Genomic DNA, 19117 nt, shown 5'->3' with positions numbered 1-19117 from the left:
TCCAGCGGTGATATCCCGGAGTTTGGCTGGCTCGGGGTCGTTGCGATCCTCGCCCGGGCGTGGGGGTCCGGGTGCAGCCTTGTCAACCCAGGCCGGGTCCTTCGCGGGGATCTCGCGTACCGCTCGGAAAGTCGGTCAGAGCTACGCCACCTGGGCGTATTCGTTGATCAACCCGTTGAGGATCCCCTGCGGCGCACTCGTGCGGCGGTCAGGTCGGCGATCGGTCGTGGCGGTATGTCGGTGGCGTTGGACCCAAGTCCGCCTATCCCGGCGCGAAGGCCGCCCTCGGCAAAATCTACAACGCCGAGGACAAGCGGCACGCCCAGATGGCGGCCAAGCGGTTCGCCGACCTGTACGGGGCGAAGTTCAGCAAGGCGGTCGCGAAGATCATCGACGATCTTGAGGTGCTGTTGCTGACTTTCTACGACTACCCGGCCGAGCACTGAACCTTTTTCAACCTGGACCGCGCGGCGCTCACGCACCGCGTCCGACCTTGCGGTCCGCCGGACCGCAAGGGGAGGTTGAAAAAGGTTCACTGGGTGCACTTGCGCACCTCGAACCCGATCGAGTCCACCTTTGCCACCGTCCGCCACCGCAGCAGAGTGACGAAAGGGGCGGCAGCCGCGCCGGCGGCACCTTCATCAACGGTCAACTCGTCGAGCGACCGCCCCAGGCGGTTGCCGCGTGAGCACGCCAACCCGCCCGACGGACAGCGGGCAGCAGGCAGCGGGCAGCAGTGGCCTACCGACAAGCTGACCGCGTTGCGGCGCGGCCAGCGGTTGGTCACCGAGGTACCAGCCTCCCGACCCGGCCAGCGAGCGTTCGTTGACATCACAGCCGTCACCATCCAATCCACAACGAAGCGCAAACTGGCCTAGCATCCACGCGTGGACACTCGGGAGATCGTCAATCTGGGTGACGCGGTCGCTTTGTCGACATACCTCGGTGACCATGCGGACGCCGTCGAGCGCGCGCTCCATATCACCGTCCAGCAGGAGCGTCTCGACCTGCTCGAATGCGTCCTGCGACAGCAGCCCAAGCAGCGGAGCCTCGACACGTCGCTGGCGCTCGCCTCAGCCCGGTCCGGCGGCACGCCCCTGGTCCGCGCGTTGCTCGCCGCCGGTGCCTCACCGAACTCGAACGACGGGCTGCCACTGTTCGAGGCGATCCGCGGCAGCATTGTCGAGGCCGTCGCTGTCCTGCTCGACGCCGGCGCCGACGTGAACACGATCCCCGGGTGGGAACTGCGCCGCCCGTTGGATGTCGCGGAAGACCTCGGCGACACGGCCGTCATCTCATTGCTGCTAAAGCGGGGAGCCAGAGCGCTTGCGGCAGACGAGCCCGACATCGAGCGGGTCGCGCAAAAGTTGGCTGCTGCCGCGCGCGACGCCTGGAAACCCATCATCGAGTACGGCGAGGCCGCGACGACGGACAACCCGTCGCAGTACGGCGGACTGCCCTGGCTCCTTGTTGGAGAACATTGGCCCCTGTGCGCAAATTGCATCGGGGCGTTGACCTTCTTCGGTCAGATCGACCTCGACCAGGCGCCCGGCGTCGGCGACAACCGGTTCGGTTCTGGGCTGCTGCAAATGTTCTACTGCATCGAATGCGATGCGAACGACCCCGATGGCAACCTGATCCGGATCGTCGACTCGGCCGGCCGCTCGGCAACGGCGGAAGCGCCGGAAGAAGTCGAGGTGATTCCCGCGCACCCCATCACCGGATGGCACCGTCCGATCAAGGATTATCCCACCTATCTAGAGGAGTACGAACCTTACGTAGAGTCGCTGACAGACGAGAGGCTGACAGACGACGAGCGGCGCGCCAAATTCAAGCTCAACCGCAACCGCGACAAACTCGGCGGCTGGCCGTGCTGGATACACGACAACGATTACCCGTCCTGCCCGAAGGGCGGGCATCTGATGGACCAACTAATCCTGCAGATCTTCCATGATACCGAAGATCATCAATGGCGCGACGTGAGCTACGACGGCGTTGGCTACGTCCTCCAGTGCCCGCGGCACCACGACCACGTCACGTTGGTCTGGGACTGCCCCTGACCGGTCGAGCTCGTGACGGCCCGTGGCACGGATGGCGGTCGATACCGCCAGCATTCCCGTCAGCCCCGAGCGCATCTCGGGCAAACAACTCGTCCACAGGTCTTGACTATTCCTCCCGTTGCATCGAGCCCGATCTGCGGCAGTTGAATGCTGCATGCGGCGGCGGGTTCGCTAGTCGGGTAAGAGAACGTACTGGTCGTGCTCTACGGACACACCCAGCTTGGCCAGCCGCCGCAGGGTCTGCAAGGTGTACGTGATGGCCGCGGTGGACACGTGAAGTCCACCATCGTTGGTGTTGCGGTCGCCGTGCATGGTGATGACCACCATGATGCCGGCACGCATGCCCAAGGTGCGGCAAGCCGTGTCGATACCTCCGGCGTACGGCTCGATGGCCTCCAGTAGGGAAACGACGACCTCTTCCGTGATGTAGTTGCGTACCTCTGGCAGGCCGTACGTCCAACTGCTGAACCGTCGTGATCTTGATGTTCCCGGTACCGGATCGCCGGAGTACCATGCTTCGGTCGGCTGAAGTCCTATCAGCCTTGTTACCTCGTCGGGGTTGAACGCCATCAGAGCTGCATCGCTGGGCGTGAACGGCGGCCCAGTCACCTCGACGTTCCGTACCAGATATAGGTACGCACGCTGGACGCAATCGGCCGGAAAATCGCTGCACCTGTTATCCATCATCGGCGTAAAGAGTAGTGCGAGCCGTATCGCCGCGTCGCGCCTATATCTACCCCGGGATCGACGGCAGCGCACTCAACTCGGCACGAGCGGACGGCTCCGGCGCCTCATCTGGTCGCTGAACCTTTTCAACCTCCCCTTGCGGATGACGACGATCCTCGACGAGCTTCGGCTGACCGAGTTGGCCACCTCGATCACCGGGGTATCCGCGATCGGTGCGGCAGCGATCCTGGCCCAGACCGGTGACCCGAACAGGTTCCCGACCGCCCACGCGTTGGTGAAGCACGCCGGCCTGGCACCACGGGAGAAGCTGTCTGGCAACTTCGTCGGCCGCACGAAACTGACCGGTCAGGGCCGACCCGGACTGCGGCTGGCGGCCTGGCGAGCGGTCTGGAGCGCGCAACGCGCCAACCCCGTCTACGCCGCCCGGTTCACCCACCTGACCACCAGAGCGCAGAGCAAGCTCACCGTCACCCAGGCCCAAGCCGTGATCGCCGCGGCGATCCTGCGGCACCTGCACGCCGTCATCACCACCGGCCAACCCTGGAACCCAGTCATCGCCGCCCACGGCACCACACATCCCACGGTGACACCCTCGCCGCCTGAGATCAGAAGGCGGCCCGTCAAGCAGGGTCGGGCGAGTCCCACGCGGCGTTGAGGGACCACGGTCACCTCGACGCTCATCATGGGCAGCCCCACCCGTCGTCTCACCAATCCGATTACGCGCTGCTGGGACCAACCCCATTACGGCTATCCAGGGACAGACGACGGACGAGGCACCGACCCCGAGCGTGACTCAAGCGGTTTACGCTGATGAGCGGATACGTGGGCGGACACGCCTTACCCTCGTCGGCGTCTCCGCCATGATGGTTGTCGCCGACGTATCGACCAGACGCGGGTACGACAGTCGCACCCGAGCGGATGCGGCGGTGCCGCGGGATGCGCTACCTCCCCAAGGGCTCCACGCTGGCGGCCGGCACCGTTGCGATCACGTAATCCTCGGTCAGCTGCGACTGCACGTCGACCATCGGGCTCCTACCGACGTAGCGGACGACGAATACGGACTCGCGGAGCCACGTCTCGTCATACCCGGCGAGACTCTCCGGCAACTCACCCACGAGTCGTACTGCATCACCCGGCCTGACCGCGGCATCTTCCGGAGCCTCACGGCGTTGGACGGCCGAGATCGCGTGTATGAGGGTCTGCAGCGGTTCGGTATCCGCGCCGTAGTGCACCAGATGGCCCGCCTGGCCGAAGATCAGATGAGCCTCGGCTCTGCTCAGATCGGCGAATGCCTCGACCGCGCCAGGCGCCAGGGCAGACGTGTCGAGTTGCGCCGCCAACGCCAGCAACAGGCGATCGATGACATTCTCCGTAGCCTGCTCATCCGTCACCGGACGAGGATACGACCGGCCAACACCGTGTCGGCCAGCGTATGCAGAGCGAACTCCGGTGTCTGTAGACGACCAGCCCGTCCGCATCCGCTCCTCGGCACGACCGAACGCCGCATGTCGGCCGAACTCTGCCGCGCTGCGTGACCTGTCTGTGGCTGGCTGCCGCGCACGCTCTGTGGCAGATGAGTGCACTGCAACCAGAGGCATACTGATGCGGTGAGATCGCGGTTCGACCAAGCATCGGCGGAAGCAGCCGAAGCGCGCGGTGACTGGGCTACGGCGATCGCCACGGTCAGTGAGTTCGCCGAGTGTTACAGCCGTGACCCTTACCGGCATAACGCGCACCTGTGGCACATGGATATGCTCGTCAAGGCCGGGCTGCTGCGCGAGTTGGTCGATCGAGCCGAGATTGACGTGCACGCACGACGCAGGCTGGACCGGTTTCTGTACGAGGAAGGCCGCGACGGTGAACTACGTGAGCGTGCCCAGCGCGGTGACAAGAGCGCCCTGTACCTCCTGGTACGCCTGCTTCACGAGCGGGAAGGGCACGCGGCCACTATGCGGGCGGTCACCGACATCGATATGACCGACACCTACGCCATCGAGGTGGCACATCGGCCGCCAGCGAACGGGTAGTTCGGAGCAGCATCCTCGGCAGGAGGTCGCACAACGAACTGCCAACGGCTCGTCCGCGCTGTCTGCCCTCACGATCGGTGACGTTCGCTCGGCGGCAAATCCGTGCCTGGGACCTTGGCTTCGGGCTGGGACGGCCGCTGGCATGATGCAAACGGTTTCCCGGACGGATTGGACAGCATCGGGGGGTTGCGCAAGGACCGCGTCCTCAGGCGAACTCGCGCGCGGTGGATTCCAGCCTCTCGCGGTAGGCGGCCCACCACGCCTCGTCGCGATCGACCACGTCGTCGCCGGGCCACCGCCAGCCGACTTGGCCGTCGACCAGTTCACGCACGATGTCGGCGTGCCCAGCGTGCCGGTTCAGCTCGGCGAGCACGTGTACGAGGATGAGATGCAGCGTCACCGGCGTGTGTCGCCACCACCGCACCGAGCCGGGCGCGTCGATCGGGAGCGTCTCGATCGTGGCGTCCGCGTGTACCCAGACACGGTGCCACAGGCCGATGATGTCGTCGCGGGACTCGTCGGCCGTGGCCCACATGTCCGTGTTCGACTCGGCGTCTTCGTCCAGACCCACGACGGGTTCGGGGAAGGGGCGGTCGAACACCTCGCCGAAATACCCTGCGGTCACCGTGGCCAGGTGCTTGACCAGCCCGAGCAGGTTCGTCCCGGTCGGCACGAGCGGGCGCCGCACGTCGTACTCCGACAGCCCGTCGAGCTTCCCGAGCAGCGCCTCGCGCGCCTCCCGCAGGTATCGATGGAGATTCGCCTTGACGTCGAGGTCTGTCATGCCACCCAGAATCTCACCGCCGCGCAGAACAGTTCGGCGCCAGCCGAAACGGTTGCGTAGGTGGTGTCGTCCGGCGGATACAGATCTTGAAAGGCCAGGTTCGTCCGATGTGGTGATCGGTGTAATGAACCTTTTTCAACCTCCCCTTGCGGTCCGGCGGACCGCAAGGTCGGACGCGGTGCGTGAGCGCCGCGCGGTCCAGGTTGAAAAAGGTTCAATGCGTGAGACCCGGGGTAGATCGATGGTATGAGATATCCCGATGGTGGTGGTCTGTCTGCGCGGGGGCGGGCGAAGCGGGAGGCGGTACGGCGGCAGGCGGCCGGGTGGTTCGCTCAGGGTGTGTCGGTGCCGGAGATCGCGCGCTGGCGGCGCGGGCGTGTGGCACCTCGAAACTGGGTCCTGAGCGGCCTTCCCCGCCGGTCGACTACGGTGACGTGATGCCCGAACTCCAACGGCTCGATGCCCACCACGCCCCCACGCTGCTCCGGTTCGAGCGGGAGAACCGGGCGTTCTTCGCGCGGTCGGTGCCCGACCGGGGCGACGACTACTTCACCGGGTTCGCCGAGCGCCACGCCGAACTTCTCGCCGAGCAGGCCGCCGGCCTGCACCACTTCCACGTGTTGGTGGACGACGACGGAGCGGTGCTGGGCCGGTTCAACCTGGTCGACGTCGCCGACGGTGGCGCCGAGCTCGGTTTCCGGGTGGCCGAACGGGCGACCGGGCGGGGCATCGCCACCGACGGGGTCCGCCGGGTTTGCGCGCTGGCCCGTGACGGGTACGGGCTGCGCCGCCTAGTCGCCAGGGCCGCGCTGGACAACGCCGGTTCGCTCGCGGTGCTCCGGCGCACCGGGTTCACCCCGGTCGGCGAGGTCGTGTTGGCCGGCCAACCAGGGCTGCGCCACGTCCGTGACTTGACGGCCGACGCCTGATGGGCGCTGGCCGCCCTCAGCGCTGGGACGGCTTGACCATCCCGAGCCAGTGCGCCGCCTCGTCGCCAGCGAGGATGCGATCCACGGTCAGGCTCGGACGCATCAGCGGGTAGAGCCGGCCGGCGTTCCATGACCTTGCGTACGGGGGCGGATCGAGGACGACAATCCGCTCGCCCTCCAGCAGCGGGATGTCCGCCGGGCGCCCCTCGTTCCAGATCCATTCGCCGTACGCGTCGACAAGGTTGAACTGGCCGCGGATGCCACCGGCCGGGGTCAGGTCCTCGCCGTCGGTGGCCGCAGCGATCGCGGCCGGGCTTGGCCGCTCGCCCGGCAGCAGCCCGCGCGACTCGTCACCGATCAGGCTCGCGGCCAGGAGCGTGTGCAGCTGGAAGTTGTCACCGATGCCGCTGATCGTGACCCGGTGGCCCCGGCCGGTCGGCCGGTGCAGCACGGTCAGCGGCGTGTCGTCCACGACCAGCAGCAGCCCGTACAACCAGTGCGCGGTGCCGATGTGCTCCCGGGTGGCGTCGATCGCCGCGGTGAGGCGCGCCCGCTCGGGCAGCGCCGTACGCACCTCCTTGCGCTGCGCCAGGTAGAGCACCGGCTGCACCCAATCGCCGCCAGCGAACCACGCCTCCACCAAGCCGTACGCCTCGCGCTCGGACAGGCCCGCCTGCGGCGCCGCGCCGACGAACCGCTCGATGGTCGCCTCGATCAGGCTCGGATCCTCGGCGTCCGGCAGGTCACCGCACGCCTCGCCGTACGCCGTCGCGAACCGTGCCGCTCGCTCCATGGCGTCAGTGGCCCGGCGGACCAGCGTCGGCAGCACCACCATCGGATCGCCGCCGAAGTCCGTCATGCCGCCGGCCACCTTGGCCAGATCGCCGCCCATGCCGATCGGGACCTCCGCCAGCAGTGGGGCGAGCCTGCCCAGCGTCTCCTGCACCTCGCGGGGCTTCGCCTTCGTCGTCGCGCCGGCGATCCGCTCCAATGTCTTGTGGAACCCGTCCGCGTCCCGCCTGGCCGCCGCGTCGATCAGCTCGTCGCAGCTCTTCCCGAGGATCTTTCCGAACAGCACCGGCCAATGCTACCGACGGCCCCCGACGCGCCTGAACATCGTCGATGAGACCGGCGAAGAACCCGGACGCCGCCGTTTGAGCGCCGACACGCAGATCGATGCCTGGTTGTTGAACTGTTCCGTGGTCGAGAGCGCCCCCTTGACCGCGCCGTGGACATATAGCTGCGCGGTGCTGGTGCCGCCGGGCGTGGTCGCCGGCGTGACCACGCCCGCCAGGTGCTGCCAGTCCGAGGTGGCGGACCCGGTGGTGGAGGTGCTGGGCTGGAAACCGACCGTGCCATCCGCTCTCCGGACTGCCATGGTCAGCCGCCAGGAGTCGGCCGCCTTGTCGTAGAAGAGTTTCAGCGCCGAATTGTTGAGATCACCACCGATCGCGATGACGTGCCGATCGGTCCCCTGACTGCCAGCTTGGCCCAGGCCGTCAGGGTGAACGCCCGGGTGGTGTCGACCGGCGGCTGACCGACGATCGAAGCCGCGGTGCTGCCGGTGAACGACGCCGCTGCGTTCGGCGGACCAGGTGACCGCGCCGCCGACCGTGCCGGTGTTGTTGCCGGCGGCGTCCGCGGTGGTGGTGCCGCCGGCCTGGTCCAGCTTCCAGCGCATCGTCGGGGTCAAGCCGTTGGCCAGGAAGGTGGTCTGCTGACGGACGCGGCCGAGCCTGGAGCTCGGCGACGAGCATGAGACGGTTGCCGCGCAGTACGGCGGCCACATCGCCGTGCTGCGCCACGACGACGGCGCCGTCCACCCGATCCGGCTGGGCGGGCACAGCGACTGACTGCGTCCGGCTGGTGGCCGCACACGGCGGCTGGCTGTGACTGTGAGCCGTAGGTGGCACATTTCAGCGGTTGTTGTCACCATGGCGTCGGCGGGTCGATGTTCACCGGAGTGGCAGATGACCCTCCTAGCCGCAGAGGGGGTCGCGATGGCTGGCGGACGATACCCGAAGGGGCTCTGGATGGGGCCGGTTGGCATGCTGATGCAGGTCTTCGGGTTCGGTGCTCTAATCGCCGGACTGGTCGCGTTGTGCGGAGGGCTACTTAGCGCCGATGGCGGACCACCGACGTGTGATGGCGGAGTTATGCGCCCAGGCGACCTGTGCCGCATCGTCGTTAATGGACGCGCCGATCTGGTCGGCTACGAAGAAATGGTGCGGCGGCAGGAAACTGGGCTGCGGGACGGGCTGATCATCGGTGGGACCGGGCTCGGCGGCGGAGCGGCGCTGCTGCTGGGCGGGCGGCGGCTGTTTCGCCGGAGCGCCCCGTGATGGATACCAGGTGGGTGAAACTTGGCCATCAGGGAGCGTAGGCAACCCCGGCATCCGCGTACGCTGGCTGTGTCACTTCCGACGATGCTTGTCGCTTCCGCCCGTTACAGCCGCGACGGCAGCTTCACCGTCCTACGCCGGCGCGCCCGCCTCGCGATCGTCCTGGCAGCCGGCTCGATCGCCGGGACGGTGCTGGGCGGCCTACTGCTCGGCGTCGTCCCGATACCGTGCTCGTTCTTGGACTGGCCGCGCTGCTCGTCCTCTCATCGATCAAGGTTTGGCACCACGCGACCGCCGAGTGACTTCCGCCAAGTGTGGGTGGGAGTGTCGGTGAATCACTCGCCGCGCAGGGCGGCGTAGGCACCGCGGTCCAACACCGCCCACACGGCCGGATGACGCACGCTGTTGACCTGCGGACGCACTTCCCCGCACGTCGAGGAGGGCAGCGAGTTTCGCAGCCCCCTGGTTGCCCTTGACGGTGAGGATCCAGTGCGCGCCGCGTTCGGCGTTAACGATGGCCCCTACGGTGCCGTCACCACCGTCCAATGTCTACTCTCGCTGTTTGTCGGATGACGCTAGGTGAGGTCGGGTGGTCGGAGAGCGTTTCGCTCTCCGAATCCCGGAGATCGGGTTCGATGACGGCGGCCGTCGTCGTGCAGGCCGGGCGCCGGGCGGTGGCCGTCGCGGTCTGGTATGGACGCAGGTCCGCAGCGACGTTCCGTCGGGCATTCACGAATGGTCCGATCTACGAAGTACAGCGGAGTCGAGTGCGGCCAAGCGCTGGTTCAGCAACTGGTGTAGCTCCTCAGGGGTCTGGACACCTGAAACCGGCGGTTGACCGTCGATCACCAGCGCCGGGATGCCCGTAATGCCGCGCTGGGCGGCCCGGCGTTCGTCGGCCCGAACATGCTCGGCGTAGTCGTCACCTCGGAGCAGGGTGCGTACGCCGGCTGGGTCTAGCCCGGCCTCGTTGCCCAGCCGTTCGAGGGTCTGCGGCTCGGCGACGTTGAGACCTTCGGTGTGGTAGGCGTGGAGCAGGCGCTCCATCATCGTGTCGGCGACACCGTGGTCGGCGGCGAGGTGACACAGCCGGTGGGCATCGAACGTGTTCACCGGCCGCGCGCGGTGCAGGTTGAGTTCCAAGCCTTCTGCCACGCCAAGTGCGCGGATCCGCATGATCCTGGTGGAAGCCTGTTCTCCCCACCAGCCCGCCATCGCCTCGGCGGCCGTCAGGCCGGGGAGCTTGCCTTCCTGCGGAGCGAGTTCGTAGCTACGCCAGACGACCTGTATCCGGTCGCGGTCGGCGATCTTGGCCAGAGCGGCGGCGAGGCGCCTCTTGCCGATGTAGCACCAGGGGCAGAGGATGTCCGCGTATATCTCGATCTTCATGGGTACCTTCGAATGGCGGGCAGCGTCGGATCGCTGCACATGCTCGGGTGAGTCGGGTTCAGGCGTCGGTCTGCTGCGGACCGGGACCGACCTCGCGGACGACGACGTAGCGGGGGTCGCCGCTCATCCGGGGTTCGGCCCTGCCGGACAAGCCGTCCAGTGCCTTGCCGATAGCTGCCATCCGGCCTTCGGTGTCGGAGGTCGCCTCGAAGTTGCGGTAGTCCGCCTCGCTTGCCCAGTGCACGATGTTGTAGACGCGGGTGCCGTCGGTGCTGACGTGGAACCGGGCCGACCGGTACCCAGGATAGAACCGGACCCACCGCTCCTGAATGTCTGCGAAGGCAGCCACGAGTTCACGTTGCGTGTCAGGTCCATCGACCGTGTAGTCGATGATCGAATAGAAGCCGGTGTCAGTACTCATGTGCTCTCCGGTGGATGGGCTATCAGAGATCGTGGTCCTGGCTTGGATCTTTCAACCCCAACCAGGCTTGAGGTCAACAGCGGCCGCAGCCGACCTGACCCTGCCCAAGCTCGAACAGCGGTGACAGCCCGATCCCACCGCGCCGGACCACACCCAACGAGACGAGCCCTCACCTGGACCACACACGCCGGCAACCGCGTGGGCGGGCGCCCGATGCTCGTCAGCGAACGCCGAATCACCGAGGGCGAGAAGGTGTCGCCGTCGGACCTCGCCTCGCCAGCCGCCCAACCCTGACCGCAGCGGAAACCGCACAGTACATCCGGACAACCGGGCACAGAGCAAGGCCGGACCTACCTTGCGGACCGCTGGCCAGGTCGGTCGTCATCGGCAAACTTCAGGCGGATGCGACAACCGCATGACAGCTTGCTACCGGTTGGTGCCGGGCGCTACGGGGTGTCGGCCCCGGCTTGCGGGCAGCGCGGGCCGGTCCTGGCCGCGCGGAGTGCGAGCGGGGAGGCTGCGGCGGCGAGGGCGCCGCCGATCAGCGGGGCGACGATGAAGACCCAGAGTTGCGACAGGGGTGCACCACCGTTGAACAGGGCCGGTCCGATCGACCGGGCGGGATTGACCGAGGTGCCGTCGAGGGTGACCGCGACCAGGTGGCAGGTGCCGAGGGCGAGTCCGATAGCCAGACCGGTCACGCCGACCTGCTCGGTCCGGCTGGTGGACCACGAGCACGACCAGCACGAAGAAGAAGGTGAGCACGATCTCCAACACGAGGGCGCCGCCCAGGTTGATGGTGGCGCCGTATTCATTGACGCCGAGGTGGCCGGGAGGAATCGTCAAGACCTGTGGATTGGTGAGTTTGCCTGTTACGTCGGGTCGTCGGTTTGCCAGGGGTGGAGGAACTGCTCGGGTCGCAGGTTCCATGTTTCGAGGGCCGCGGCGAGTTGGGCCTCGCCGGTGACGGTCGTGGTTTGCACGAGTACCGCGCCGATGTCGTGGTCGAAGCCGGCGATGTGGGCGGCGTCGTAATCCCAGTGCTCCAGCTTGAAGGCGCGGTCACGGTCGGATCGGGTCCAACCCTGCCGCCGGGCGTCGGAATCGGCGACGGTCGTGATCGGTCGGATCTCGATGAACGCTCGCCGGCCTGGGCCGCGGGCGGGTACCTCGGTCACCAAGCGCCGGCCGACGCGTAGCGCGGTCAGCTTGTCGGTGGGCACTGCGGCCGGCTGCCGCCCTCGGTCATGCTGCGACCTGGTCGGCGGGGCGCTCGACGAGGTGACCGCCGACGAACGTGGCGCCGGCGCGGACCAGAGCCACGAGGTGGGGTGCGTTGACCGCCCGCCACCGGTCCTGAGCGGCCTCGATGAGCTTGAACGCCATCGCGAGACCGGCGGCGCGGCTGCCTGGACCCTTGGTCACGCGGGTGCGGTGCCGGACGGTGGCGAAGGTCGATTCGATCGGGTTGGAGGTGCGTAGGTGCACCCAGTGCTCGGCCGGGAAGTCGTAGAACGTCAACAGGACGTCGAGGTCGTCGGTGACCTTCGCGACGGCCTTGGCGAACTTCGCGCCGTACAGGTCAGCGAACCGCCTCGCCGCGAGTTCGGCGCGGGTCTTGTCCTCGGCGCCCCAGATCTCGGCCAGCGCGGCCTTCGCGCCCGGATGCGCGGACTTCGGCAGCGCGGCCAGCACGTTGGCGGTCTTGTGCACCCAGTCCCGCTGTTCACGGGTGTCGGGGAACACCTCCCGCAGCGCGGCCCAGAACCCCAGCGCGCCGTCGCCGACCGCGAGGACCGGGGCGCGCATGCCCCGGCGGGCGCAGTCACGCAGCACATCGGCCCAGGAGCCGGTCGATTCGCGGTAGCCGTCGGCCAAGGCGACCAACTCCTTGCTGCCGTCGGCACGCACGCCGACGATCACCAGCAGACAGAGTTTGTCCTCCTCGAGGCGCACGTTGACGTGGATGCCGTCGGCCCACACGTACACGTAGTCGACCTGCGACAGGTCCCGTTTGCGCCAGGCGTGGTAGTCGTCGGTCCACTGCGCGGTCAACCTCGTGATCGCCGCCGCGGACAGCCCGGCGGACGAGCCGAGGAACTGCTCCAACGCGGGCACGAAGTCCCCGGTAGATAGGCCGTGCAGATACAGCAGCGGCAGAACCTCCGCGATCTTCGGCGATTTGCGGCACCACGGCGGCAGAATCGCCGACCGGAACCGCCGACGCTGCCCGGTGACCAGGTCGGTGCGCTTGTCGTTGACCCGCGGCGCGATCACCTCGATCGCCCCCGCCGACGTGATCACCTGCCGCGGCTGGGCGTGGCCGTTACGCACCACCAGGCGCCGGCCCCGCGCGTCGCGTTCATCTGCCAGTTCCGCCAGATAGGCGTCGACCTCGGCCTCCAGCGCGGCAGCCAGCATCCGCCGAGCCCCCTCACGAACGACCTCGTCCAACAGCGAAACGCCATCGCGTCGCTGTCCGTCCTCGGCGACTACAGTCAGCACGGGCGTGCCTTCCCGACCGACGCGCCAACGTCGGCCTTGCTCGAGACCACAACAAATCGATCACCGGGAAGGTACGCCCCTTCCCGGCCGATCCACAGGTCTTGAGCATTGCTCGGTGGCCGGTCTGGTCGGGAACATCGCTCCAGTGCGATAACGCGAAGATCAGGAAACCGGCGGCGATGCCGCCGAGTACCTGGGCGATCCAGTAGCCAATCGCTCCTGGCAGGGAGATCCGGCCGGTGAGGAGCGCGCCGAGAGTGACCGCCGGGTTGACATGACAACCCGAGACCGGCCCGAAGACATAGACCAGAGCGAGGAGGACCAACCCGAACGCGAGCGCCACCACGACGACGCCACCCGTGTCCAGAGCAGCGACAGCGGTCCCGGCGCCGAAGAACACCAGTAGGAACGTGCCGAGTAACTCGGCCCCGTATCGCTTGCCGTTGTCCACCGGCCACACTAAGGGATGTCTCGCAACTCGCTGTTCATCCTCTGTGGAGGATCGGGCAGGATGTTTCGGTGCAGGTGATCACGTCAGCCCGCCCGGAGTGGATCTTCCCGTTCACCGGTCTGCAACCAGCCCAGTTCCGCAGGCTGGTCCGCCTGGTGGCCGAGCGAGGCGGTGACACGATCGCCGACGGACGGCCGGGCCGGCCGTGGGCGCTGTGCCTGGCCGACCGGGTGCTCCTGGTTGCCGCGTACTGGCGTACCAACCTGACGATGCGCCAGATCGGCCCGCTGTTCGGGGTGTCGCACTCCGCAGCGCACCGGGTCGTCGACACCCTCGGCCCGCTCCTGGCACTCGCCCCCGTCCGACGGCGACGGGTAGACCAGATCGCCATCGTCGACGGCACCCTGGTCCCGACCAGGGACCACCGCCTGGCCGCCCGGAGCAAGAACTACCGCTACAGCACCAACCTGCAAGTCGCCATCGATGCCCACACCCACCTGGTCGTCGCCCTCGGCGACCCACAACCCGGCAACCGTAACGACACCATCGTCTACCGCACCTCCGGCATCGACCAGCAGTTGGCCGGACGGCCGGTCATGGCCGACGGCGGCTACCGCGGCAACCCCGAGGTGATCATGCCGTACCGTCGTAACCGTGACGGGAGCCCGCTGCCGGAGTGGAAGGAGAACCTCAACGCCGGGCACCGCAAGATCCGCGCCCGCGTCGAACACGCCCTGGCCAGGATGAAGACCTGGAAGATCCTGCGGGACTACCGCCGCGCCGCCAGCACATTGACCGACACCGCTTCCGGCATCGCCCACCTCCACAACATCGCCCTAACCTGGTGAGCAACCAGGCCGTTCAACAGCAACGCCTGACGGGAATTACGAGACATCACTTAGTACTGCAACGGCACTTATTTGGGTTGTCGTCGCCGGTAGTGGCTTTGTTGGGCTTGCCATTGTCGGCGGCGGCGTAGTCGTGACCAGGTGATGGTGTGGTCGTTGGTCGGGTAACGGGCCTGAAGCAGTTTGATGATCAGCCTGCGGGCTTCGGGAACGGTGATGGGGATGAGCTGCTCATCATTGAGCGATTTGCCCCCTTTACTTCCTCGGCGCGGATGACCGCCAGCCAGGCTAGGGCCAGCATCGACAACGTGATGTGGGCGTACCAGCCCCGCCAGGTACGCACTTGGTAGTGGTCCAGGCCCGCTTCCTGCTTGGCCTGCTTGAAACACTCCTCGACCGGCCACCGCCGACCCGCGACCCAGACCAGGGTGGCCAGACTGGTTCGCCTCGGCGCGTAGCAGATGTAGTACGCGATCTCGATCGGGTCGCTGACGCTGCGTCGGGCCAGGAGCCAGTGTCCGCGCCCTGGCGCCCACCACGGCCGGATCGGCACTCTCACCCAGTCGTAGTCCCGCGGCCCATGCGCACCATCCCCACAGGACAGACGCCGCCAAGCCTTGGTCGGCAACTGGGCGACGATGGCGTCGACCCGGCCACGGCCGATCCCACGCGCGGACACGTCGTCGTTGCAACGGGTCGCCACGACGTGGAACACGTCCCGCTCCTCCAGCCACACCCGCAGGTACTTGGCCTGCCCAAACGCCTCGTCGGCGGTGAACCAGGTAAACGGCACCTCCGCATCGATCGCCCGTTGCACCATGTCGATGGCGATACGCGGCTTGGTCCGCAACTCGACGTCGTCGGGTACCCCGGCGTCACGGCACCGGTCCCGGTCGGTGGTCCACGACTCCGGCAGGTACAGGTGCCGGTCGATCAACGCGTGTCCGGTCGGGGCGACATAGGCCAGGAACGTGCCGATCTGGCAGTTGTCCTTCTTCCCGCTCGTGCCGGTGTACTGCCGCTGCACCCCGGCCGACCGGATGCCCTTCTTGATGAACCCGGTGTCATCGGCGACCAGCACCGCCCCGGTATGCCCCAACCGGCCGACCACGTAGTCGCGGATGTCGTCACGCACACCATCGACGTCCCAGTCCGCCCGGCGCAGCAGACGCTGCATACCATCCGGGCCGGTCTCACCAGCATGCTCGGCCAACGTCCAGCCGTTCTTACGCTCCAGGCCGGCGATGAGCCCGTCAACGTACCGGCGGACCCGTTGACGCGGCTCGGACCTAGCAAAACGCCCGCCTACCTGATCCAGCAACCCATCAAGCTCGCCCTGCCACGACACGACATCAACGTACGACACACAAAATCAACGCGCGGGCAGCGGCAACGACACTACAAGTGCCGTTGCAGTATTAGCCTCCGTCTTTCATTAAGCGGTGGTGCTTGGTGCGGTGATTGATCGTGGTGGTTCGGGATTGGTGATGGTGGCTGTGGGCAGGCGGTGTCGCCCGGCCGCGGGCCGGGTTGCTCCGTAAGTCCTGGTCGCTGGTGCCGCGGATTTCGTTGTCAGGTAACGGGTTCGGGTAGTTCGCTGAGCCGGTGGAAGGCCCGGATGAGGTGTTCGGTCCAGGGCCATCCTTCGGCGATGCGCAGGGTGGTGGTCCGGGCGGTGCGGCTGATCTTCGCCGCGACGTGCAGCAGCCGGTAGCGCAGTTTCTTCGGCTCGGCCAGAGCGATGGGCCCGTCGAGCAGGAGGTGCCGGGTCCAGGCGAGCAGGTCGATGCCGGTCAGGGCGAGTTCGAGCCAGGCCTGGTTGATCGCGAACTGCCGGGACGGGAACCGGCCGAACCCGGTGGTCTTGCCACAGCGGATGCGGTCCTCGACCCGGGCGTGCGCGCGGTGGCGGACCTCCAGGAACTGGATCGACAGGCCGCTGCCGTGTGGTGTGTCGGTGGCGAAGACCTGGTGCCGCATGCCGTTGACCTGGTCGAATAGCGACAGCTGCGCGCCGGGGTGCGGGACCTCGCGTCGGCAGATCAGCCTCGTACCGGACGGGAATCCGGCCAGCACGGCAGGGTCGATCAGGTCAGTCAGCTCCGTGACCTGCGCCGCGTCGCGCAGGCTGCCATCGCCGTCCAGAGCGGGGATCCAGACCCGGGCGGCAGTGACCGCCGCCCGGACCGGCTCGCCGATCGCGACACCGACGGAGAACTCGGTGTCCAGGCCATGCTCACGCAGCCTGCGGATGTGGGCCAGGAACGCGTGGCTGCTGCCCGCTGAATCGGAGCGGATGAGGATCGGATTGCCGTAACGATGCTGCTCGGGGATCTGCGTGAGGGCGTGGTCGAGGACGGTGACGTGATCGGCGGCGGTGTTAGATCCGGCGTTGCCCGGCCGCAGCAGGCCGGCCAAAGCCTCCCCGGTCGCGTCGAGGAAACACAGCAGCGGATGGAAACCGAACGTGTGTTTCCAGGTCGGCGCCGCCGCTTCTTTCTCCGAATGCGACAGCACGATCGTCGCGTCGATGTCCAGGACGAACCCCGGCAACACCCGGCCCAGGATCGTCGTTGCCGGCAGCGACCGGCGGGTCTCGGCCAGTTGGGCCCAGGCCAGTTCCCGGGCGGCGGCGCGAGCGGCCCGCAGCCGCCGCAGGGCCGACTCGTCGATGCCGTCGAGGACCCGCCACGCGGTCGCGTCCGAGGCCACCGGCCCGAACAGGCCCGGCTGCTGCCGCAACACCGCCAGGTCCGCGATCGCCTCGCCGCCGTCGGCCAGCAACACCGCCAGATCGACCGCGACCCGGCCCGGCTTATGCACCGACCGGCGCACCCGGTCCAACCCCAACGCCTGAACGAAACCGCTGCTCAAACCGGTCTTGTCAGCCAGATCAGCGAGCAGCCGAGTGCCGGCATGACCGACCACACCCCGAGCCCCACCAGTGACGACAACCTTCGGACGCGTGCCGGTACCCTGCACCCTGGAAGTGCCTTCCGAGACGGACAGATGGAACCCTAGACAAGTCCCATCGTTCCAGATCAGAAGGCACTTTCGCGTTCCCGGCCACCGCCACCGTCCGCCCTTACTGAAGGACCGAGGCTAGGCATGAACGGTCCGGCTTCGGACCAGTTCGCGGGATTGTCGCCCCTGGAACGAGCCGCGCCGAATCGATCGCCTGGCGACTACTGACGGCGGCACGGTACCGGCATGGAGGATGAGGAGGTGCGGTCGCTGTCCCCGGCTCACATCGCCATCGACGGCGCCGGGGTTACGCACGACGGTACCTCTGATGTCGGGCCGGTACATGGTCGGCGACAGCGGTGGCGATCCAGCCGAGCGCGCTGACGAAGGCGCGGCGGCGGCATAGCGTGCACCCGAGCAACAGGGCTGGCGGGGATACAGGAGAAAGGGGCAGCCCGGTAGTTGAGGAGCGCCCGCCAGCGCCTGGTTCGACAGGTGCTACTTGTCGGCCGTGCCGGGTTCGCCGCTGATGGATTCCTGGTAGATGTCCGCGTAGGTGCGCGAGTCTTTCACCAGGTCGTCGCAGAAGGCCGCGACGTCGTTGCCGACGAGCTCCAGGACTCCCTTGCCGGCCGCCACGCCCTCCTCGAAGAAATCGAGGATCCCCGAGAGCAGCGTCCCGTCAACCAGTTCGACTGGCCCGACCTTGAAGTAGTACCTCTGTATCTCCTTGTAGACGATCTGGTAGTCCCGTGGGAGTGCCTTGACCCGGGCCATGTGCGCCCGCCACTGCTTCTTGCCCTCGATGATGTCCTGGATACCCACGTCATCCTCCTAGCTGGCCCAGTTTCCTTGCGACGTTCCTGTTCAACTGCTCGCGCCACCGGTCGCGATAGGTCCGGGCTCCTTGGCCGCCGGCCAGCGCCGCGCAGAAGCCCGCGATGTCGTCACCCAGCACCTCGTGAATGCTCTGCCCGTCCGCCGCTGTCTCCTCGAGCAGCCCCAGGGCGCCGTCGGCGATCGGTGTCAGGTTGCGACCCGTGAAGCCGCCGTAGGGGAAGAGGTGAACCACGATCTGTCCCCATGCCGCCCGGTAGTCGGCCGGCAATGCCTCGGCCCGGGCTTCGAACGCCTTCCATTCCCTGGTGAGGTCGCTGCCGGTAATGGTCTCCCAGAAATTCATTCCCCGCCCTCCTTGAGCTTGTCGATTCGTGATGAGAGGTACTCCCACTTGACCCAGAACCTCCCGAGTTCTTCGCGCCCCGCGTCGTTGAGCGCATAGAACTTGCGCGGCGGCCCCATCCCGGACGGCCGTTTCGTCACCCGAACGAGTCCGTTCTTCTCCAGTCGCAGCAGAATGGTGTACACCGTTCCCTCGATGACGTCGACGAAGCCGAGTTCGTTCAGCCGACGCGTGATGGCGTACCCGTAGGTTTCCTCGCTGCCGATGATCTCAAGCACACAGCCCTCGAGTGTGCCCTTCAGCATCTCCGTCAGGTCGTCCATCCCGTTCCTCCTGGCCACACCAGTACTCGGTGCCACCGAGTACCACTATACGGTAACACAAGGTAGTGGAAGTGCCCAGCAAGCGGTGCAGCGGAGGCAGTAGCGCAAGCAGGGTTGCCTGACCAGCGGGGTCTGAGCCACCGGTGTGCGGTTCCGTCCATGGGTGGTAAGCGGCCACCGTCGAGCCCGGACGATTGGATGGGC

22 protein-coding genes and 1 pseudogene are annotated in these 19117 nt (G+C 67.2%); 7 read left to right on the top strand and 16 right to left on the bottom strand.

Going from position 1 to position 19117, the window contains the following annotated elements:
* Nucleotides 1-251 precede the first annotated feature (251 nt).
* Both ACSMXO_RS11780 and ACSMXO_RS11775 read left to right on the top strand, forming a co-directional pair.
* Nucleotides 252-661, top strand: a pseudogene (locus ACSMXO_RS11780) (hypothetical protein); the annotation flags it as partial.
* A gap of 226 nt (nucleotides 662-887) precedes the next feature.
* Nucleotides 888-2060 (top strand): ankyrin repeat domain-containing protein, encoded by a 1173-nt coding sequence (locus ACSMXO_RS11775; RefSeq protein WP_455417720.1) that lies wholly within the window; start codon nucleotides 888-890, stop codon nucleotides 2058-2060.
* A 171-nt stretch (nucleotides 2061-2231) separates the two neighbouring features.
* Here ACSMXO_RS11775 and ACSMXO_RS11770 read toward each other — a convergent pair whose 3' ends face one another.
* On the bottom strand, nucleotides 2232-2630 hold the full coding sequence (locus ACSMXO_RS11770; RefSeq protein WP_455417719.1) for a DUF4279 domain-containing protein: 399 nt from the start codon (nucleotides 2628-2630) through the stop codon (nucleotides 2232-2234).
* On the opposite strand from ACSMXO_RS11770, the gene ACSMXO_RS11765 reads away from it, so the two are divergent.
* Nucleotides 2620-3402, top strand: a complete 783-nt coding sequence (locus ACSMXO_RS11765) for a transposase (RefSeq protein WP_455417718.1) — start codon at nucleotides 2620-2622, stop codon at nucleotides 3400-3402. The genes ACSMXO_RS11770 and ACSMXO_RS11765 overlap by 11 nt on opposite strands.
* Before the next feature lie 286 nt (nucleotides 3403-3688).
* On the opposite strand, the gene ACSMXO_RS11760 is transcribed toward ACSMXO_RS11765, so the two are convergent.
* Nucleotides 3689-4138, bottom strand: coding sequence for a hypothetical protein (locus tag ACSMXO_RS11760; protein WP_455417717.1), 450 nt, complete (start codon nucleotides 4136-4138; stop codon nucleotides 3689-3691).
* 216 nt (nucleotides 4139-4354) lie between these two features.
* Here ACSMXO_RS11760 and ACSMXO_RS11755 point away from each other — a divergent pair, with 216 nt between their 5' ends.
* Nucleotides 4355-4774, top strand: a complete 420-nt coding sequence (locus ACSMXO_RS11755) for a hypothetical protein (RefSeq protein ID WP_455417716.1) — start codon at nucleotides 4355-4357, stop codon at nucleotides 4772-4774.
* Between the two features lie 205 nt (nucleotides 4775-4979).
* Here ACSMXO_RS11755 and ACSMXO_RS11750 read toward each other — a convergent pair whose 3' ends face one another.
* Entirely contained in the window at nucleotides 4980-5558 is a 579-nt protein-coding gene (locus tag ACSMXO_RS11750) for a DinB family protein (RefSeq protein ID WP_455417715.1), read from the bottom strand.
* A gap of 437 nt (nucleotides 5559-5995) precedes the next feature.
* Here ACSMXO_RS11750 and ACSMXO_RS11745 point away from each other — a divergent pair, with 437 nt between their 5' ends.
* A complete protein-coding gene (locus ACSMXO_RS11745) occupies nucleotides 5996-6487 on the top strand; it encodes a GNAT family N-acetyltransferase (RefSeq protein ID WP_455417714.1) in 492 nt (163 codons plus the stop codon).
* A gap of 16 nt (nucleotides 6488-6503) precedes the next feature.
* Here the strand turns inward: ACSMXO_RS11745 and ACSMXO_RS11740 are convergent, their stop codons facing one another.
* Entirely contained in the window at nucleotides 6504-7565 is a 1062-nt protein-coding gene (locus ACSMXO_RS11740; protein WP_455417713.1) for a hypothetical protein, read from the bottom strand.
* A gap of 9 nt (nucleotides 7566-7574) precedes the next feature.
* Nucleotides 7575-8537, bottom strand: a complete 963-nt coding sequence (locus ACSMXO_RS11735) for a hypothetical protein (protein ID WP_455417712.1) — start codon at nucleotides 8535-8537, stop codon at nucleotides 7575-7577.
* Between ACSMXO_RS11735 and ACSMXO_RS11730 the strand changes: the two genes are divergently transcribed.
* Complete coding sequence (locus ACSMXO_RS11730) at nucleotides 8536-8829, top strand: hypothetical protein (protein WP_455417711.1); 294 nt, start codon at nucleotides 8536-8538, stop codon at nucleotides 8827-8829. The two genes, ACSMXO_RS11735 and ACSMXO_RS11730, sit on opposite strands and share 2 nt — an antisense overlap.
* A 729-nt stretch (nucleotides 8830-9558) precedes the next feature.
* Here ACSMXO_RS11730 and ACSMXO_RS11725 read toward each other — a convergent pair.
* From ACSMXO_RS11725 to ACSMXO_RS11700, 6 genes are all read right to left on the bottom strand, one after another.
* A complete protein-coding gene (locus ACSMXO_RS11725; protein WP_455417710.1) occupies nucleotides 9559-10218 on the bottom strand; it encodes a DsbA family oxidoreductase in 660 nt (219 codons plus the stop codon).
* Nucleotides 10219-10276: 58 nt separating this feature from the next.
* Entirely contained in the window at nucleotides 10277-10639 is a 363-nt protein-coding gene (locus ACSMXO_RS11720; protein ID WP_346262868.1) for an antibiotic biosynthesis monooxygenase family protein, read from the bottom strand.
* Nucleotides 10640-11085: 446 nt separating this feature from the next.
* Nucleotides 11086-11340 carry an aquaporin gene (locus ACSMXO_RS11715; protein ID WP_455417709.1) on the bottom strand — a complete coding sequence of 85 codons (255 nt, stop codon included), beginning with the start codon at nucleotides 11338-11340 and terminating at the stop codon, nucleotides 11086-11088.
* A gap of 171 nt (nucleotides 11341-11511) precedes the next feature.
* Nucleotides 11512-11862 (bottom strand): hypothetical protein, encoded by a 351-nt coding sequence (locus ACSMXO_RS11710; RefSeq protein WP_455414467.1) that lies wholly within the window; start codon nucleotides 11860-11862, stop codon nucleotides 11512-11514.
* 22 nt (nucleotides 11863-11884) lie between these two features.
* Nucleotides 11885-13144 (bottom strand): IS256 family transposase, encoded by a 1260-nt coding sequence (locus ACSMXO_RS11705; RefSeq protein ID WP_455414466.1) that lies wholly within the window; start codon nucleotides 13142-13144, stop codon nucleotides 11885-11887.
* Nucleotides 13074-13595, bottom strand: a complete 522-nt coding sequence (locus ACSMXO_RS11700) for an MIP/aquaporin family protein (protein ID WP_455417708.1) — start codon at nucleotides 13593-13595, stop codon at nucleotides 13074-13076. The genes ACSMXO_RS11705 and ACSMXO_RS11700 overlap by 71 nt, the downstream gene beginning before the upstream one ends.
* A 68-nt stretch (nucleotides 13596-13663) precedes the next feature.
* Between ACSMXO_RS11700 and ACSMXO_RS11695 the strand changes: the two genes are divergently transcribed.
* Nucleotides 13664-14443 (top strand): transposase family protein, encoded by a 780-nt coding sequence (locus ACSMXO_RS11695; protein ID WP_455417707.1) that lies wholly within the window; start codon nucleotides 13664-13666, stop codon nucleotides 14441-14443.
* Nucleotides 14444-14633: 190 nt separating this feature from the next.
* On the opposite strand, the gene ACSMXO_RS11690 is transcribed toward ACSMXO_RS11695, so the two are convergent.
* The 5 genes from ACSMXO_RS11690 to ACSMXO_RS11670 all read right to left on the bottom strand — a co-directional run bounded on the left by ACSMXO_RS11690 (nucleotide 14634) and on the right by ACSMXO_RS11670 (nucleotide 18913).
* Nucleotides 14634-15809 (bottom strand): IS701 family transposase, encoded by a 1176-nt coding sequence (locus tag ACSMXO_RS11690; RefSeq protein WP_455413976.1) that lies wholly within the window; start codon nucleotides 15807-15809, stop codon nucleotides 14634-14636.
* Nucleotides 15810-16015: 206 nt separating this feature from the next.
* A complete protein-coding gene (locus tag ACSMXO_RS11685; protein ID WP_455416449.1) occupies nucleotides 16016-17425 on the bottom strand; it encodes an IS1380 family transposase in 1410 nt (469 codons plus the stop codon).
* A gap of 480 nt (nucleotides 17426-17905) precedes the next feature.
* Complete coding sequence (locus ACSMXO_RS11680) at nucleotides 17906-18232, bottom strand: DUF1048 domain-containing protein (RefSeq protein WP_455417706.1); 327 nt, start codon at nucleotides 18230-18232, stop codon at nucleotides 17906-17908.
* 1 nt (nucleotide 18233) lies between these two features.
* Nucleotides 18234-18590: a DUF1048 domain-containing protein gene (locus ACSMXO_RS11675; protein WP_346262871.1), complete on the bottom strand. Its 357-nt coding sequence runs from the start codon at nucleotides 18588-18590 to the stop codon at nucleotides 18234-18236.
* Nucleotides 18587-18913: a PadR family transcriptional regulator gene (locus ACSMXO_RS11670; RefSeq protein ID WP_455417705.1), complete on the bottom strand. Its 327-nt coding sequence runs from the start codon at nucleotides 18911-18913 to the stop codon at nucleotides 18587-18589. The genes ACSMXO_RS11675 and ACSMXO_RS11670 overlap by 4 nt, the downstream gene beginning before the upstream one ends.
* Nucleotides 18914-19117 lie beyond the last annotated feature (204 nt).

Source organism: Plantactinospora sp. DSM 117369, from assembly GCF_053764795.1.
This window is presented reverse-complemented; position numbering and strand designations above follow the sequence as displayed.

Coding starts and splice junctions, on each gene's coding strand:
- ACSMXO_RS11770 (WP_455417719.1), bottom strand. CDS start 2,630: ATGGCGTTCAACCCCGACGAGGTAACAAGGCTGATAGGACTTCAGCCG.
- ACSMXO_RS11750 (WP_455417715.1), bottom strand. CDS start 5,558: ATGACAGACCTCGACGTCAAGGCGAATCTCCATCGATACCTGCGGGAG.
- ACSMXO_RS11745 (WP_455417714.1), top strand. CDS start 5,996: ATGCCCGAACTCCAACGGCTCGATGCCCACCACGCCCCCACGCTGCTC.
- ACSMXO_RS11730 (WP_455417711.1), top strand. CDS start 8,536: ATGCTGATGCAGGTCTTCGGGTTCGGTGCTCTAATCGCCGGACTGGTC.
- ACSMXO_RS11735 (WP_455417712.1), bottom strand. CDS start 8,537: ATGCCAACCGGCCCCATCCAGAGCCCCTTCGGGTATCGTCCGCCAGCC.
- ACSMXO_RS11725 (WP_455417710.1), bottom strand. CDS start 10,218: ATGAAGATCGAGATATACGCGGACATCCTCTGCCCCTGGTGCTACATC.
- ACSMXO_RS11720 (WP_346262868.1), bottom strand. CDS start 10,639: ATGAGTACTGACACCGGCTTCTATTCGATCATCGACTACACGGTCGAT.
- ACSMXO_RS11675 (WP_346262871.1), bottom strand. CDS start 18,590: ATGAATTTCTGGGAGACCATTACCGGCAGCGACCTCACCAGGGAATGG.
- ACSMXO_RS11670 (WP_455417705.1), bottom strand. CDS start 18,913: ATGGACGACCTGACGGAGATGCTGAAGGGCACACTCGAGGGCTGTGTG.